This is a genomic window from Luteibacter sp. HA06 (assembly GCF_054061215.1).
This window is the reverse complement of the sequence record NZ_JBSSDZ010000001.1, coordinates 4,406,398-4,422,502: the sequence shown is the minus strand read 5'-3', so window position 1 is coordinate 4,422,502 and position 16,105 is coordinate 4,406,398. Positions and strand designations below refer to the sequence as shown.

Here is a 16,105-nt window from a genome sequence, read left to right as displayed (position 1 = left end):
GATGCACGAGATCGACTTCGGCGATGCGCAGAAAGAAGGCAAGGGCTTCCAGTTCCCGGGCGAGTTCGAGATTACGGCCATCGGCAACGCCGCGGCCGGCCTCGACAAGCACGTCCCGGCGCTGCTCCACGGCATCGGTTTGGAAGTGCTCCACGAGACCCTGTCGACCAAGCTCACCCCGGCCGGTAATTACCAGTCGGTCACCGTGAGCTTCGTCGCACCGAGCCGTGAGAAGTACTTGGAAGCGCACAGCACGCTGCGCGCTGACGAGAATATTCGCTTCACGATGTAAAGCGGTTTCCCTCGGGACAGCTCTCTGTGGGAGCCGCGCTGTGTGGGAGCCGCTTCAGCGGCGATTGGGTGCTCGAGTCAGCCTTGCCGGCTGCCGCCGGATCGCCGCTGAAGCGGCTCCCACAAAGAGCCGAGTCCTCTGGGCAGAGTTGTTCCTGCAGCCTTGTAACGCTGCGGGCCAGCCCACAACTCCTCGACATCCCCTCCGACCCGATCCCGATGACCCTCCCCCTCAACGTGCGCCGGCTGGGGCGCGTCCCCTACGAATCCACCTGGAAGGCCATGAGCGCCTTCACCGACAACCGCACCGACGACACCGTCGACGAGCTGTGGCTGCTGGAGCATGACCCGGTGTTCACCCTGGGCCAGGCGGGTAAGGAAGAGCACGTGCTGGCGGCGGGGGACATTCCCGTAGTGCGCGTGGACCGGGGCGGCCAGGTGACCTATCACGGTCCCGGCCAGATCGTGGCCTACCCGATGATCGACCTGCGCCGTGTCGGCGTGGGCGTGCGCGAGCTGGTCAACCGGATCGAGCAGGCCATCATCGACACCATGGGCGAATGGAATATCGGCGCCGAGCGCCTCGAAGGCGCCCCGGGCGTCTACGTGGCCGGGGCCAAGGTCGCGGCCCTCGGGCTGCGCATCCGCCGGGGCTGCAGCTTCCACGGGCTGGCCTTCAACGTGGACATGGACCTCGAGCCCTATCACCGCATCAATCCCTGCGGCTACAAGGGTTTGGAAGTCACCCAGGTGCTAGACTTAGGCGGTCCGTCACGGTTGGCGGACGTGGAAGACGTCTTGGTACAGGAATTCTGCAAGCAGTTTGGCTTCCACGCCGTGTCAGCCGAACCCTCCCTCCCCGAACTCCCCGCCCGCATTGCGGTCTGAGGTCGTAGCCGTTATGAGCCATACCTCCACTTCCCCCTCCCGCAGCATCCCCATCGCCGTTGTCGACAAACCCGGCGAGAAGATGCTCGGTAACGACAAGATCGCGCTCAACCGCGCGAACTTCGATACCGACGTGCCCACGCTGCGCAAGCCCAGCTGGATCCGCGTGCGCCTGCCCCAGGGCAACGCCGTGCAGCAGCTGAAGGCGCGCCTGCGCGAGAACTCGCTGGTCACGGTGTGCGAAGAAGCGTCCTGCCCGAATATCCACGAGTGCTTCTCCAAGGGCACCGCCACCTTCATGATCCTCGGCGAGGTCTGCACCCGCCGTTGCTCGTTCTGCGACGTGGCCCATGGCCGGCCGCAGCCGCCGGATCCGCTCGAGCCGGCGCGCCTGGCCGAGACCATCCGCGACATGCGCCTGAAGTACGTGGTGATCACCTCGGTCGACCGCGACGACCTCCGCGACGGCGGTGCCGAGCATTTCGCCTCGTGCATCCGCGCGGTGCGCCACGCCAGCCCGAACATCCGCATCGAGATCCTCACCCCGGATTTCCGTGGCAAGGGCCGGATGGAGCGCGCGCTCGAAGTGATGAAGGACTTCCCGCCGGACGTCTTCAACCACAACCTCGAGACCGTGCCGCACCTGTATCGCGAAGTGCGTCCGGGCGCCGATTACCAGTGGTCGCTCGATCTGCTCAAGCGTTTCAAGGCACAGCACCCGGAAGTCCCGACCAAGTCCGGCATCATGCTGGGCCTGGGCGAAACCCTGGAGCAGGTGCTCGAAACCATGCGCGATCTACGTAACCATGACGTGGACATGATCACCATCGGCCAGTACCTGCAGCCGACGGCGCATCACCACCCGGTGGTCCGTTACTGGACGCCGGACGAATTCGAGGCGCTGCGCGTCGCCGGTGAAGAGATGGGCTTCGGCCATGTCGCTTCCGGCCCGTTGGTGCGATCCTCCTACCATGCCGACCTGATGGCTCACGCCGCCGGCGTCGTCGAATAAACGCCCCAAAGCACCCCGAGGCTTCGACTACATGACCCTTCGTCCCGCGATCGCCCTCCTGCTGGCCCTCTCCGCCGCGGGTGTCCAGGCACAGACAGCCGCCCCGCAGCAGCCGGGTGCGACCGCGCCGGCGACGAAGGCCTCCACGCCACAGCCGAAAGACGCCTCCGAAGCGGCGACCTCGCCGGAGCCGCAGCGCAAGGAATCGAGCCTGCCGCTGAAGCCGACGGCCGCTGAAACCCAGGCCTCGCAGCTGTCGGCGCGGTTCCTCACGCGCTTTCACTACCAGGCCCAGCCGCTCGACGACGCCATGTCGGCCAAGATCTACAAGGCCTACTTCGACGCCCTCGACAGCGAAAAAGTCTTCTTCACCCAGGAAGACATGGACAAGTTCGCGCCGCTGAAGACCCAGTTCGACGACGCGATCTGGAACCAGGACCTCAGCGGTCCGTTCTCGGTGTTCAACCTGTACATCACGCGCGCCGTGGATCGCATGAACTACGCGCGCGGCCTGCTGAAGAAGGGCTTCGACTTCAGCGGCAACGACAGCTTCAACTTCGATCGCAAGAAAGCCGTGATCCCGAAGAACCAGGCCGAGCTCGACGACGTCTGGCGCAAGCGCACCATGAACGACTGGCTGCGCCTGAAGCTCGCCGGCAAGAGCGACGACGACATCCGCAAGACGCTCGATAAGCGCTACGCCACCTACATCAGCCGCGTGCGCCAGCTGGACGACGAAGACGCGACGCAGGCCTTCATGACCGCGTACGCCAATTCGACCGACCCGCACACCGACTACCTCGGCCCCCGCGCCGCGGACGCTTTCGACATCGCCATGCGCCTGTCGCTGGAAGGTATCGGCGCGGTGCTGCAGGCGCGCGACGACTACACCACCATCCGCGAACTCGTTCCGGGCGGCCCGGCCAGCAAGTCCGGCAAGATGAAGGCGGGTGACCGCATCGTCGCCATCGGCCAGGGCGAAACCGGCCCCATGGTCGACGTGGTCGGCTGGCGCCAGGACGACGTGGTCAAGCTGATCCGTGGCAAGAAAGACACCACGGTTCGCATCGAGATTCTTCCGGCCGATGCCGGCGTCGACGGCAAGCACGACGTCGTCACGCTGGTGCGCAAGAAGGTCACGATGGAAGAGCAGGCCGCCAAGTCGAAGGTCATCGACGTGAAGGACGGCGACGTCACGCGCAAGATCGGCGTGATCGACCTGCCTACGTTCTACCAGGACTTCGGTGCCCGCAAGAACGGCGACCCCAACTTCAAAAGCGCCACCCGCGACGTGTCCAAGCTCCTCACCGAGCTGAAGGCGCAGAAGGTCGAGGGCGTGGTCATCGACCTGCGTAACAACGGCGGCGGTTCGCTGTCCGAAGCCACCGAGCTCACCGGTCTGTTCATCGACACCGGCCCGGTCGTGCAGGTGCGCGACGCGCGCGGCCAGATCGACGCGCAGGGCGACGATGCCCCGGGCATGTCGTGGGACGGACCGATGGCCGTGCTGGTCAATCGTGGTTCGGCATCGGCATCGGAAATCTTCGCTGCCGCGATCCAGGATTACGGCCGCGGCGTGATCATCGGCGAGCCCACCTTCGGCAAGGGCACCGTGCAGAACCTGGTCGACCTCGACAAGTTCGGCAAGTCCGTTACCGGCGAAACCGCCAAGTACGGCGAGCTCAAGATGACCATCGCCGAGTTCATTCGCATCAACGGCGACAGCACTCAGTTGAAGGGTGTGACGCCGGACGTCATGTTCCCGCAGAACGGCGATGCGAAGGAATTCGGTGAGTCCACCTACGACAACGCGTTGCCGTGGCGTCACATCGATCCGGCCGACTACAAGCCGGTCGCCGACCTCAAGCCGATCGTCGGCCCGCTCAACGCCAAGCACGAAGCACGCGTCGCGAATTCGCCGGCGTGGAAGCTCATGCTCGACGAAATGGCCGAGTACAAGAAGCTCCGCGACAAGACCGACATCTCGCTGAACTTCGCCGCACGCCAGGCCGAGCGGAAGCAGTACGACGCGCTGCAGACCGACTTCCGTAACCGCCGCAAGGCGATCTTCGGTGGCGACGGCAGCGCGGCGGATGCCGCCGACGACGCGAACAACGGTGACGACGGCCTCAACGCCAACGAGCGCAGCCTGAAGACCGAGATCAAGGCGGAAGCCGATGCGAAGAAGGCCAAGGACACGCCACTCGACGAAGCCGCCCACATCGTTGGTGATGAGGTTTCGCTGATCAAGGCCGATCCGAAGGTTGCCGCGCAGGTGTTGCCGTACGGCGGAAAGAAGATCGACAGCCCGCAAACGGCACTGGTGCCGCAGAGCCCACCGGCCGCGACCACCCCGTAAACGAGAAGCCCGCCACCGGCGGGCTTCTCGTTATATAGAGCCGGCTTCATGATGTAGAGCCAGCTTCATGTGGGAGCCGCTTCAGCGGCGATGCTCTTGGCCCCGCCTCCTGTGGGAGCCGCTTCAGCGGCGATGTTCTTGCAAGCACCCATCGCCGCTGAAGCGGCTCCCACACAAAGCGATCCCTGCTAGCCTCGGTCCCGAATTAGACACCGCAGGAGGCACAGCCCATGAACGATTTCCTCGACAATCTCGGCATCCACGCCGCGACGCGCGCATTGATCGTCACGTATTCCATCCGCATCGGTCTCGCCGTGCTGTTGTTGTTGATCGGCTTCTGGATCGCTGCACGCATCGCCAATCTCGGCCGCCGCGCACTCGAACGTGCCCGCGTCGACGTCACGCTCGCGATGTTCCTGCGCAACATCATCTACGGCATCCTCATTGCGCTGTTGCTGATCCAGGTGCTCGGCATGGCCGGCATCCCGACGGCCTCGTTCATCGCCGCGATCGGCGCCGCCGGCCTCGCCATCGGCCTGGCCCTCAACAGCTCGCTGTCCAACCTCGCCTGGGGCGTGTTGCTGATTCTGTTCCGTCCGTTCCGCGTCGGTGACCACGTCACCATCGGCGGTGTCGAAGGCGACGTGCAGAGCGTGAACCTCATGCACACCTACCTCATCACCCCCGACAACCGCCAGGCGGTGCTGCCGAACGCCAAGGTCGGCGGTGACGCGATCATCAACTTCAACGTGCGCGGCACGCGTCGGTTCGAGATCAAGGTCGGCATCGGCTACAACGACGACATCGGAAAGGCCATGGAAACGGTGCGTGACCTCTTCGCTGCCGACGAGCGGATCCTCAAGGATCCGAAGCCGGGCGTGTGGACCGAGGCCCTCGGCGATTCCAGCGTCAACCTGGTGATCCGCGGCTGGGCCGCCACCGGCGACCTGTGGGAAACGCAGACCACACTGATCCGCAGCATCAAGGAGCGCTTCGATGAGGCCGGGATCACCATTCCGTACCCGCAGAGCGAAATCCGGCTGGTCGGCGCGCCCGCGGCAGAGCCGAAACCCGAGTAAGCCGGGGAAGGGGCGTTGCGGGGGAGCCGCTCTGTGGGAGCCGCTCTATGTGGGAGCCGCTTCAGCGGCGATAGCCAGGTTGCCCCAGAGCATCGCCGCTGAAGCGGCTCCCACACTAGAGCCTGATCGGCTCTCCCAGGACGGGGAGGGCTCTGAAGTGGTCCGCCTCCCACAATGGTTCTAGCTGAAATACAGCCAAACAACTGTTTGAATCGTGGGAAACGGCGTCCGAGGGATTACAATCGACCGGTTGCGCCGTCCAGCGGCGCCCGTCCTTCCCCCGCCGGTGGGTTTGCCGCCCGCCGACGCCTGCTCCAGGAGTTCCTATGGCCGACGTCAAAGAAGCCCGTGTCCCCGATATCGGTGGCAGCGCGGTCCCCGTCATTGAAATCATGGTCAAGGTCGGCGATCGCGTCGAGAAAGACCAGAGCCTGGTGACGCTCGAATCCGACAAGGCCACGATGGAAGTGCCGGCGCCCTTCGCTGGCGTCATCAAGGAGCTGAAGGTCAAGGTCGGCGACGAAGTCGACGAAGGCCACGTGATCGCGCTGGTCGAAGCCGACGGCGATGCCCCGGCTGCCGAGGCCCCGAAGGCGGAAGCGCCGAAGGCCGAAGCCGCGAAGGCTGACGCCGCGAAGGCTGACGCGCCCAAGGCCGCTGCACCGGCGTCAGCTCCGGCCGCCGCCAAGGCGCCGTCCGCGTCGAAGTCCTCCGGTCCGGTCAACGTCACCGTGCCCGACATCGGCGGCAAGCCGGTGCCGATCATCGAGCTGATGGTCAAGGTCGGCGACACCGTCACCAAGGACCAGAGCCTGATGACGCTCGAGTCCGACAAAGCCACGATGGACATCCCCGCGCCGGCCGCCGGCGTGATCAAGGAACTCAAGGTCAAGGTCGGCGACGAGGTCAACGACGGCGACCTGATCGCGGTGCTGGAAGGCGAGAGTGGCGACGCTGCTGCTGAAGCCGACGCACCGGCTGCTCCGGCCGCCGACAAGCCGGCTGCTTCCGCCGCCAAGTCCGACGCACCGGCGAAGAGCGAGGCCGCACCCGCGCCCGCCGCGTCCGACGCCCAGGCAGGCGGTACGCCGCGCACGCCGCCGGTGTCGTTCGACGCCAGCGTCGTGATGCCGGACTCCGCCCCTTACGCCAGCCCGGCCGTGCGCGCGTTCGCTCGCGAGCTCGGCGTGGACGTGGCCCAGGTCAAGGGCAGCGGCCGTGGTGGTCGCATCCAGCGTGAAGACATTTCCGGTTACGTGAAGCAGGTCATGAGGGCCGGCGTGCCGTCGTCGGCCGGTGGCGCGGTTGCCGGCGGTAACGGCCTCACGTTGCTGCCGTGGCCGAAGGTCGACTTCTCGAAATTCGGCGAAGTGGAAGAAAAGCCGCTCGGCCGCATCCCGAAGATCTCGGCCGCGAACCTTGCCCGCAACTGGGCGATGATCCCGCACGTCACGCAGTTCGAAGACGCCGACATCACCGAGCTGGAAGCCTTCCGCAAGAAGCTCGGCGAAGAGAACAAGGACCTCAAGGTCTCGCCGCTCGTCTTCCAGATCAAGGCCGTCGTCGCCGCGTTGAAGAAATTCCCGCAGTTCAACGCGTCGCTCGACGCCGCGGGCGAAACGCTCACGCTGAAGAAGTACTTCAACGTCGGTATCGCCGTGGATACGCCGGATGGCCTCGTCGTTCCGGTCATCCGCGACGCGGACAAGAAGGGCCTGCTCGAACTCGCCGCCGAACTCAGCGAGATTTCGAAGAAGGCGCGCGACAAGAAGCTCACCGCCGCCGACATGCAGGGCGGCTGCTTCTCGATCTCCTCGCTCGGTGGCATCGGCGGTACGGCGTTCACGCCGATCGTCAACGCACCGGAAGTAGCGATCCTCGGCGTTTCCAAGGCGGCGATGAAGCCGGTCTGGAACGGCAAGGAATTCGCACCGCGCCTGATCCTGCCGCTGTCGCTCTCGTACGACCATCGCGTTATCGACGGCGCGCTGGCGGCACGCTTCGCGGTCTTCCTTGCCAACCAGCTCGGCGACATCCGTCGCCTGCTGCTCTGACGGGGGCGCACGCACATGGCTAACACGATTGAACTGAAAGTCCCGGACCTCGGCGGTTCGCACGACGTGCCGGTCATCGAAATCCTGGTGAAGGTGGGTGACACCGTCGCCAAGGACCAGAGCCTGGTCACGCTCGAATCCGACAAGGCCACGATGGACGTACCGGCCTCGCAGGCGGGCACCATCGTCGAGATCAAGGTCAAGATCGGCGATGCGCTCAACGATGGCAGCGTGATTGCGCTGATCGAAGCCGAGGCTGGCGCTTCGGCGTCGGCGTCGGCTGAGAAGCCGGCGGCTGACAAGGCTGCCGCTGCCGCTGCCTCGGCTGCGAAGCCGGCTGCTGCGTCTGCACCGGCGGCCGCTGCCGCCAAACAGCCTGCCACGCCATCCACTAACGGAACGGTGTCAGAAGCCCCGGCCCCGGCTCCCAAGGCGACGTCCGCCGCACCGAAGGCTGCCCCCGACTCCGGTCGCAAGGCCGACATCGAATGCCAGCTCGTCGTCCTCGGCTCCGGCCCGGGCGGCTATACGGCCGCGTTCCGCGGTGCCGACATCGGCCTGGATACCGTGCTGGTCGAGCGTTACGCCATCCTCGGTGGCGTCTGCCTCAACGTCGGCTGCATCCCGTCGAAGGCACTGCTGCACGCGGCCGCGGTGATCGACGAGGCGGAAGCCATCGCCGCGCACGGCATCACCTTCGGCAAGCCGACCATCGACCTGGACAAGCTTCGCTCGTTCAAGGAAAAGGTGGTCGCCAAGCTCACCGGCGGTCTCGGCCAGATGGCCAAGGCGCGCAAGGTCCGCACCGTCACCGGCGTCGGCACCTTCATCTCGCCGAACGAAATGGAAGTCCAGACGGCCGAGGGCACCAAGCTCATCCGTTTCGAGAACGCCGTCATCGCGGCCGGCTCGCAGTCGGTCAAGCTGCCTTCGTTCCCGTGGGACGACGAGCGCGTGATCGACTCGACCGGCGCCCTTGAACTGCGCGACGTGCCCAAGACCATGCTCGTGGTCGGCGGCGGCATCATCGGCCTGGAAATGGCCACGGTGTACGCGCGCCTGGGTTCCGAAGTCACGGTGGTCGAGCTCGCCGACCAGCTCATGCCGGGCGCGGATCTCGACCTGGTCAAGCCGCTGCAGGCGCGCATCGCCAAGCGTTACAAGGGCATCCACCTCAAGACCAAGGTCGTCGAGGCGAAGGCCACCAAGGCCGGCATCGAAGTCACCTTCGAAGGCGAGAGCATCCCGGAAACGAAGGTGTTCGATCGCGTGCTGGTTTCCGTCGGCCGCTCGCCGAACGGCAACAAGGTCGGTGCGGACAATGCCGGCGTGGAAGTCACCGATCGCGGTTTCATCCCGGTCGATCGCCAGATGCGCACCAACGTGAAGCACATCTTCGCCATCGGCGACCTCGTCGGCCAGCCCATGCTAGCGCACAAGGCCACGCACGAAGCCAAGGTCGCCGCCGAAGCGGCCGCCGGCCAGAAGAGCTTCTTCGACGCACGCGTGATTCCGTCGGTGGCCTATACCGACCCGGAAATCGCCTGGGTTGGCGTGACCGAGCGCGAGGCCAAGGAAAAGGGCCTGAAGATCGGCGTCGGCAAGTTCCCCTGGGCAGCCTCCGGCCGCGCCATCGGCATCGACCGCACCGAAGGCTTCACCAAGCTGCTGTTTGATGAAGAGACCCACCGCATCGTTGGTGCAGGCATCGTCGGCGTCCACGCCGGCGACCTCATCTCCGAACTCGCGCTCGCCATCGAGATGGGTGCCGAAGCCGGCGACATCGGCCGCACCGTCCACCCGCACCCCACGCTCGGCGAATCCGTCGGCATGGCCGCCGAGGTGTACGAAGGCACGATCACCGACCTGTACATCCCGAAGAAGAAGTAACGCACGCTCACCCGCGGTGCCGGATGGCATCGCGGGGGAGACGTCGGGTTGCATCGTGGGGTGATGAATACATCACCCCATTCGCGCGATGTCCGTCGCGGCCGTGTGTCCGAACCTGGCCGCATCTACCTGATCACCGCCGTCGCCTGGAATAGGGCGCCGTTGTTCCGTGACGTCGCCACCGCCCGTCGTACTTCGCGCATCTGCCACTCCCCTGCAACCTGGAAAGACGCCACCTGCCTGGCCTGGGTCCTGATGCCCGACCACTGGCATGGCCTGGTCGAGCTTCATGACGGCGACCTTTCGCGCGTTGTCGCGCGATACAAAGCGATGGTCTCCAGTTCCATCAAGCGGTCGACGGGGCGGAAGTCGCCCGTGTGGCAGAAGTCGTTCCACGATAGAGCGCTTCGCAAAGAAGACGATGTAAAGGCCGCTGCGCGCTACATCATTGCGAACCCATTACGAGCCGGCCTCGTAACGCGCCACGGCGACTACCCCTACTGGAATGCCACCTGGTTGTAGCGCCGCTCCCTGTGGGAGCCGCTTCAGCGGCGATTGTGGGAGCCGCTTCAGCGGCGATCCCGCGGCAGCGGGCAAGCTTGCGGCAACCTGGCTATCGCCGCTGAAGCGGCTCCCACAAAAAACGCGCTCCACCGAAGCAGCTTCTGCACCCAGCGTCAGAAAAACCTCACCCACGCTCCCACAAGCTCCTGCTCTTATGGCATCGTCCGGGGATGTCTGCCCCTCAGCCTGCTCACTACCTCCGTCGCCTCGGCATCTGGGATGCCGCGATGATCGTCATTGGCGGTGTTATCGGCGCGGGTATTTTCCGTACGCCGGCCACCGTGGCCCAGCTGACCAGTTCGGGTGGGGAAGTCATCCTGCTCTGGACGCTTGGCGGGCTGCTTACCCTAGCCGGGGTGCTGTGTTACGCCGAGCTCGGTGCGCGGCGGCCGCAGGCGGGTGGGACGTATGTGTACCTGCGCGAGGCCTTCGGTCAGTTGCCGGCGTTCCTGTTCGGCTGGACCATGGCGCTCATCAACTACCCGGGCAGCGTGGCCGCGGTGGCGACCACGTTCGCCGACTACGCGTGTCGGGCGATGGGCTTGCCGCACGAATGGGTGAAGCCGCTGGCGGTCGGGGCGATCAGCTTCATTGTCGCGGTGAATCTGTTCGGTATTCGTGCCGGTGCCCTGGTGCAGAACATCTTCACCGTGCTCAAACTGGGTGCCGTGGCGCTGCTGATCGTCGTCGGCCTTTTCCTGGCGAAGGGCCACCTCGGCGCCGCGTTCGCGGCAGATCCGACACACGACGTGCCAGCGAGCACGATCATCGGCGCGCTCCTTCCCGCCATGTTCGCTTACGGTGGCTTCCACTATCTCAACGACCTCGCCGGGGAAGTGCGGGATCCGCAGCGAACCTTGCCGCGTGCGTTGGGGCTCGGCATGGCCAGTGTCGTCGTCTGCTACGTGCTGGTGAATATCGCCTACATGGCCGGCCTCGGTCACGCCGGGCTCGCTGCGAGCACGGCCCCGGCAGCCGACCTGATGCGCCGCGTCTTCGGCGAATCCGGTGCGACGATCATCGCCGTCGGCATCGCGTGCTCCACCTTCGGTTACTGCAGCATCGCCATTGCCGGCGGTGCGCGCGTGTTGCAGGTGATGAGCGCAGACGGGATGTTCTTCAAACCGATCGCACGAATCGAACCGCGTACGGGTGCGCCGCAGTTTGCACTGGTGGCGCTGGGCGGCTGGGCGATCGTGTTGCTGGTCTCTGGCAGCTTCAATGCGCTGCTCAATTACACGACCGTGGGCGAGTGGTTGTCGCATGCGTTCGGCATCGCGACCATTTTCTGGTATCGCAAGAAATTGAAGTCGGAGCCGTCGCCGTATCTGGTGCCGGGGTATCCGGTGTTGCCGCTGGTGTTTACGGTCACGGTGCTGTGCGTGATCGGGGCGACGGCGGTTACGGAACCCGGGGATGCGGGGATGAGTTTGTTGATCATCGCGCTGGGGGTCCCGGTGTTTTATTTCTGGCGGAAGCGGTTGGGGCATCGCCGCTGAAGCGGCTCCTACAGGGGTAGAGCATCGCCGCTGAAGCGGCTCCCACAGGGATAAAGCATCGCCGCTGAAGCGGCTCCCACAGGGATAAAGCATCGCCGATGAATCGGCTCCTACCGGCCAATGGCTCGCGGTAGGAAGTTTCACGGTTGGCGTGGCAGCATCGGGGGATGCGTACACTTATTTCGCTTTTGCTTTTGGGTGCCAGTGTGTCGGCGCAGGCCGCTACGGTGGATCTTGCTCATCCGGATGCCGTGCGTGTGACGCCGAAGGGTGCGACGCTGGATCCCACGGTGCGCAAGGCGGCGGACGGCAGTGACCTTGTCGCCGTCACGTTCCAGCCGTCGCCATCGCCATCGCTGGTGATCGCCCCGAAGCAGGGCACGTGGGCCTGGCCGGCAGATGGCGCCATGCGACTGCGCGTGCAGAACGGCATGCCCTGGCCGGTGACGCTCATCGTCGACATCGCATCGAACGGCAAGCACACGACGACCACGGTCGGCGTACCGCCGGGGCCGCCGCAAACGCTTTCTGTATCGTTGAAGCCGACGTCGCCGCGTGCGTTCGGCATGCAGGTTGGGCCACCTATGCCCTACGACGAGGGCAAGGAAAAGTATCTCGTCGCGACGGCTGTCGAAGGTAACGTCGACGCGGGCGCGATCACGTCGGTGACGCTGTCGATGCCACAACCCGGCGCGGCGCAGACCCTGCTGTTCGGTAAGCTCGATACGACGTCCAACGACGACGATCTGCGTCACGCCTATACGGCGATCGTCGATCGCTACGGTCAGTACACGCGCAGCACGTGGCCGGAGAAGATCGACAGCGACGCCGCGCTCAAGCAGCGTGCGAACGCTGTGCAGGCCGCTGCCGCCAACATCAAAGGCCTCGATAAATACGGTGGCCGCACCGATCTCCCCGCGCTACAGACCACCGGCTGGTTCCACACCCAGAAACAGGGCGACCGCTGGTGGCTGGTCACACCGGAAGGCCACGCCTTCTTCTCGCTCGGCGTGAACGCCGTGAACATGACAGACGGCCGTACCTATGTGCAGGGCCGCGAGTTCATGTTCGCCGACCCTGCTTCGGCGAACGGCCCGTTCGGCGGTACGTCGGACAGTCGCAGCGACGCCGGTTCGCAGCGCGACAACGGCATGAATCACGGTCGCTGGTGGGATGTCTACGCGAACAACGTCGCGCGCTCGCTAGGCGATCATCCCGAAGACGCGTGGCGCAAACGCACGGTCGATCGCCTGAAGGCCTGGCGTTTCAACACGCTCGGCAACTGGAGCGATCCGGGCTTCGCCAGCGATCACCGCATGGCTTACACCGTGCCGATCCTCATCCACGGCGACTTCAATACGGTGAGCACGGGCTACGACTACTGGGGGCGCATGCCGGATCCCTTCGACCCGCGCTTCGTCAAAGCGACCGAAGCCGCCGTCAGCGCCGCGACGAAGAGCGTGCGTGACGATCCCTGGCTGCTCGGCTACTTCGCCGACAATGAACTCGCGTGGGCAGGGCAGGGACCGCAAGGACGCTGGGCGCTCGCTGTCGGCAGTCTTGCACAAGGTCCTGAGAGTCCGGCGAAGCAGGCCTTTCTCGCGTATCTGAAGAAGACGCACGGTGACGTTGCGGCGTTTGCCAAGGCGTGGGGCGTCGAAGCGGGTTCATGGGATCAGGTTGCCGCGAAGGGCTTCAAGGCGCCGGACCCGAGCGAAGCGCATCCTGCGGTGGCAGTCGACTACATCGCCTTCCTCAAGCTTTACGCAGGCCAGTACTTCCGCACCGTGGCGCAGACGCTGAAGAAAGCCGATCCGCACCATCTCTTTCTCGGCGGACGACTCGCTGTGCGTACGCCGGAGACCGAAGAAGCAAGTGCGGCTTACGCCGATGTAACCAGCATCAACACCTACACGGACCTGCCGGAGCATGGCTTCGACGTAGTGGCATTCCACAAGCTGGACAAGCCGGTGATGATCACCGAGTTCCACTTTGGCTCGGCGGATCGTGGGCCGTTCGGTAATGGCGTTGCCGCCGTCGGTAGCGAAGACGAGCGGGGCAAGGCCTACGCGCGCTTCGTGGATGCTGCCGTGGCATCGGGCGTCATCGTGGGCACGCACTGGTTCCAGTACGTCGACCAGCCGGTGACCGGTCGTATCCTCGACGGTGAGAACGCCCATATCGGGCTGGTCGGTATTACCGACATCCCGTTCGAGGGTTTTACGCGCGCCGTCACCGACGCGAACGCGCGCTCAGGCGGCGGGCGCTAGCTGCAGGCCATTGCGGGTTTCGCGGGCGACTTCACGGCCGAAGGCGTAAGCCAGCGGCTCGGCGAGGCCGACGATGGCGCTCAGCGCCACGTTCTGGTTCACCGCGTAGCTCATCGAAAAGGCGATGCTGAAATGCGTCGCCGCGTACTTGATCTTCCTGGTCATGGCCAGACTCTCCAATAAGAATGACTCTCATTATGGGGATGCCAGTCGCCGAGTCCAACTGATGGTTCGCATCGAATCGATAGGGAATTCCTATCGACGACGACCCCCTACCGGCGAATCGTCGTCCCGATCACCATTGCCACGACCATAACCAGGGCGACCGCCATGCAGGCGCTGGTCGGCTTGACCCGGCGCGCGTCGATCCGTGGGACGAGGCGCCAGATGAGAAAGACGCCGATCAGCATGTCCAGGACCAGCGAGGCACGCATCCAGGGCAGGACGAAGACGGACTGTCCCGGTGCCTGGCCGTGCTGTGCGGCGATCACCAGGCCGCCCGTAAGCACCGCGATGAGGGCCCAGATGAGGCTGGCCATGTAGGCGCGGTTGAACACCACCGGCGTCTTCTCAAGAAAGCGTAGGGCGAGCCAGACGATCAGGGCAGGGATGACGGCGGCAGCGCTGGAGTAGATCACCCACCAGATGGCAGCGGAGAGGAAGGTCAGGAGAGGTTGGGTCACTTCGTTTTCCGTCAGTACGCCGGGCCGAAGCGGCCAAGTGCCTTGCTCATCAACCATGCCGGTCCGATCAGCAGGTACTGGAGGTCGGTGAGGAACGACGGCCGGCGTCCTTCGATCTTGTGTCCGATGAACTGGCCGATCCACGCCACCACGAACACCCCGACGGCCAGCCAGAGCAGGCCGCTGCTACCGATGCTGCGATAAAGCGAGTCGGTGACCAGCGCCAGTGACAAAAAGGCGCCGGCCATGGCCAGGCCGATCCGTCGCGACAGGCGGTAGTAGTAGAAGCAGAAGGCCAGGAACATGGCGAGCACGGCCCACAGGCCCGGACGACCGAGCCACCCCGGCACCGGGATGAGCCAGATCAGGGCGACCACTGTCCACGTGATCGCCGGCACGCAGATCCAGTGGATCAGCCGGTTCGTCGGATTCTGGTGATCCGCTGCGTAGTTGTTGAACCAGGTGGCTGCGTCGCGCATGGTCGTACCCCCGTAAGAACCGTCTGACGAGAGCTTAGTCCAGTCGGATGCCCGCGAGCTTGTCCAGCGCCTCGGCATACTTGGCGGCCGTGCCATCGATGACGTCCGCCGGCACCTTCGGCGCGGGCGGCGTCTTGTTCCAGCCGATCTGCTCGAGGTAGTCGCGGACGAACTGCTTGTCGTAGCTGGGCGGGCTGATGCCCACCTGGTATTCGTCGGCCGGCCAGAAGCGCGAGGAGTCCGGGGTGAGCATCTCGTCCATGATGTGCAGCACGCCGTTCTCATCCGTGCCGAACTCGAACTTGGTGTCCGCGATGATCACACCGCGCTCGGCGGCGTAGGCTGCGGCCCAGGCGTAGATCTCGAGCGTGGCCTTGCGCACCGCGTTCGCCATGTCTTCGCCGACCAGCGCGACGACGGCGTCGAAGCTGACGTTCTCGTCATGATCGCCGACAGCGGCCTTGGTCGACGGGGTGAAGATGGGCTCCGGCAGCTTCGCTGCCATGGGCAGGCCTGCCGGCAGCTTGATGCCGCAGATGTCGCCGGTGGCCTGGTACGACTTCCAGCCCGAGCCGATGATGTAGCCACGCGCGATGGCTTCGACCGGCACCGGCTTCAGGCGCTTGGTGATCACGGCGCGCTTCGCGTACAGCGCCGCGTCCACACCGGCCGGCAGCACCGAGGCGACGTCCTCGCCAGTGAGATGATTCGGAATGATGTGCGCGGTCTTGCCGAACCAGAAGTTGGAGATCTGGGTGAGCATCTCGCCCTTGCCCGGAATCGGGTCGGGCAACACCACGTCGAACGCCGAAAGCCGGTCCGTCGCTACCATGAGCAGGCGGTTACCCGGCAGGGCGTAGACGTCGCGGACCTTGCCGCGATGGATGAGGTCCAGGCCCGGCAGGTCGGATTGGCTCAGGGTCGTAGGCACGGCGGGGACTCCGGGGTAGGGCGGTTCGAGCCGTCTATTGTAACGGCGGCGCTGCCCGGAAGACTGCCCGGAGGGAGCCGCTTCACTGTGGGAGCCGCTTCAGCGG

The 16,105-nt window shown here is 65.2% G+C and carries 14 protein-coding genes; 10 read left to right on the top strand and 4 right to left on the bottom strand.

Features of this window, described 5'->3' with window-relative positions:
• Nucleotide 1: 1 nt before the first annotated feature.
• The 10 genes from ACVWWJ_RS20475 to ACVWWJ_RS20430 all read left to right on the top strand — a co-directional run bounded on the left by ACVWWJ_RS20475 (nt 2) and on the right by ACVWWJ_RS20430 (nt 13,906).
• Complete coding sequence (locus ACVWWJ_RS20475; protein WP_159895978.1) at nt 2–292, top strand: DUF493 family protein; 291 nt, start codon at nt 2–4, stop codon at nt 290–292.
• A 218-nt stretch (nt 293–510) separates the two neighbouring features.
• The gene (lipB, locus tag ACVWWJ_RS20470; protein WP_213949424.1) at nt 511–1,179 is read left to right on the top strand and encodes a lipoyl(octanoyl) transferase LipB; all 669 of its coding nucleotides are present in this window, start codon (nt 511–513) and stop codon (nt 1,177–1,179) included.
• 13 nt (nt 1,180–1,192) lie between these two features.
• Nucleotides 1,193–2,191, top strand: coding sequence for a lipoyl synthase (gene lipA / locus ACVWWJ_RS20465; protein WP_159896291.1), 999 nt, complete (start codon nt 1,193–1,195; stop codon nt 2,189–2,191).
• A 31-nt stretch (nt 2,192–2,222) separates the two neighbouring features.
• On the top strand, nt 2,223–4,550 hold the full coding sequence (locus ACVWWJ_RS20460) for a carboxy terminal-processing peptidase (RefSeq protein WP_456969286.1): 2,328 nt from the start codon (nt 2,223–2,225) through the stop codon (nt 4,548–4,550).
• A 230-nt stretch (nt 4,551–4,780) separates the two neighbouring features.
• Nucleotides 4,781–5,629: a mechanosensitive ion channel domain-containing protein gene (locus tag ACVWWJ_RS20455; RefSeq protein ID WP_159896287.1), complete on the top strand. Its 849-nt coding sequence runs from the start codon at nt 4,781–4,783 to the stop codon at nt 5,627–5,629.
• Between the two features lie 326 nt (nt 5,630–5,955).
• Nucleotides 5,956–7,683 (top strand): dihydrolipoyllysine-residue acetyltransferase, encoded by a 1,728-nt coding sequence (gene aceF, locus ACVWWJ_RS20450; RefSeq protein WP_456969285.1) that lies wholly within the window; start codon nt 5,956–5,958, stop codon nt 7,681–7,683.
• A 15-nt stretch (nt 7,684–7,698) separates the two neighbouring features.
• Nucleotides 7,699–9,573, top strand: a complete 1,875-nt coding sequence (gene lpdA / locus ACVWWJ_RS20445) for a dihydrolipoyl dehydrogenase (RefSeq protein ID WP_456969284.1) — start codon at nt 7,699–7,701, stop codon at nt 9,571–9,573.
• Between the two features lie 63 nt (nt 9,574–9,636).
• Complete coding sequence (locus ACVWWJ_RS20440; RefSeq protein WP_456969283.1) at nt 9,637–10,095, top strand: REP-associated tyrosine transposase; 459 nt, start codon at nt 9,637–9,639, stop codon at nt 10,093–10,095.
• Between the two features lie 212 nt (nt 10,096–10,307).
• On the top strand, nt 10,308–11,636 hold the full coding sequence (locus ACVWWJ_RS20435) for an APC family permease (protein WP_456969282.1): 1,329 nt from the start codon (nt 10,308–10,310) through the stop codon (nt 11,634–11,636).
• Nucleotides 11,637–11,803: 167 nt separating this feature from the next.
• Nucleotides 11,804–13,906, top strand: a complete 2,103-nt coding sequence (locus ACVWWJ_RS20430) for a beta-agarase (protein ID WP_456969281.1) — start codon at nt 11,804–11,806, stop codon at nt 13,904–13,906.
• On the opposite strand, the gene ACVWWJ_RS20425 is transcribed toward ACVWWJ_RS20430, so the two are convergent.
• From ACVWWJ_RS20425 to ACVWWJ_RS20410, 4 genes are all read right to left on the bottom strand, one after another.
• Entirely contained in the window at nt 13,889–14,071 is a 183-nt protein-coding gene (locus tag ACVWWJ_RS20425; RefSeq protein ID WP_159896275.1) for a DUF2061 domain-containing protein, read from the bottom strand. The genes ACVWWJ_RS20430 and ACVWWJ_RS20425 overlap by 18 nt on opposite strands.
• A gap of 107 nt (nt 14,072–14,178) precedes the next feature.
• Nucleotides 14,179–14,589: a hypothetical protein gene (locus ACVWWJ_RS20420; RefSeq protein ID WP_159896273.1), complete on the bottom strand. Its 411-nt coding sequence runs from the start codon at nt 14,587–14,589 to the stop codon at nt 14,179–14,181.
• An 11-nt stretch (nt 14,590–14,600) separates the two neighbouring features.
• Complete coding sequence (locus ACVWWJ_RS20415) at nt 14,601–15,068, bottom strand: Mpo1-like protein (protein ID WP_159896270.1); 468 nt, start codon at nt 15,066–15,068, stop codon at nt 14,601–14,603.
• Nucleotides 15,069–15,102: 34 nt separating this feature from the next.
• Nucleotides 15,103–15,999 carry a phosphoribosylaminoimidazolesuccinocarboxamide synthase gene (locus tag ACVWWJ_RS20410; RefSeq protein WP_456969280.1) on the bottom strand — a complete coding sequence of 299 codons (897 nt, stop codon included), beginning with the start codon at nt 15,997–15,999 and terminating at the stop codon, nt 15,103–15,105.
• Nucleotides 16,000–16,105 lie beyond the last annotated feature (106 nt).

Coding starts and splice junctions, on each gene's coding strand:
- ACVWWJ_RS20460 (WP_456969286.1), top strand. CDS start 2,223: ATGACCCTTCGTCCCGCGATCGCCCTCCTGCTGGCCCTCTCCGCCGCG.
- lipA (WP_159896291.1), top strand. CDS start 1,193: ATGAGCCATACCTCCACTTCCCCCTCCCGCAGCATCCCCATCGCCGTT.
- aceF (WP_456969285.1), top strand. CDS start 5,956: ATGGCCGACGTCAAAGAAGCCCGTGTCCCCGATATCGGTGGCAGCGCG.
- ACVWWJ_RS20455 (WP_159896287.1), top strand. CDS start 4,781: ATGAACGATTTCCTCGACAATCTCGGCATCCACGCCGCGACGCGCGCA.
- ACVWWJ_RS20430 (WP_456969281.1), top strand. CDS start 11,804: ATGCGTACACTTATTTCGCTTTTGCTTTTGGGTGCCAGTGTGTCGGCG.
- ACVWWJ_RS20435 (WP_456969282.1), top strand. CDS start 10,308: ATGTCTGCCCCTCAGCCTGCTCACTACCTCCGTCGCCTCGGCATCTGG.
- lipB (WP_213949424.1), top strand. CDS start 511: ATGACCCTCCCCCTCAACGTGCGCCGGCTGGGGCGCGTCCCCTACGAA.
- ACVWWJ_RS20440 (WP_456969283.1), top strand. CDS start 9,637: ATGAATACATCACCCCATTCGCGCGATGTCCGTCGCGGCCGTGTGTCC.
- ACVWWJ_RS20425 (WP_159896275.1), bottom strand. CDS start 14,071: ATGACCAGGAAGATCAAGTACGCGGCGACGCATTTCAGCATCGCCTTT.
- ACVWWJ_RS20475 (WP_159895978.1), top strand. CDS start 2: ATGCACGAGATCGACTTCGGCGATGCGCAGAAAGAAGGCAAGGGCTTC.
- lpdA (WP_456969284.1), top strand. CDS start 7,699: ATGGCTAACACGATTGAACTGAAAGTCCCGGACCTCGGCGGTTCGCAC.
- ACVWWJ_RS20415 (WP_159896270.1), bottom strand. CDS start 15,068: ATGCGCGACGCAGCCACCTGGTTCAACAACTACGCAGCGGATCACCAG.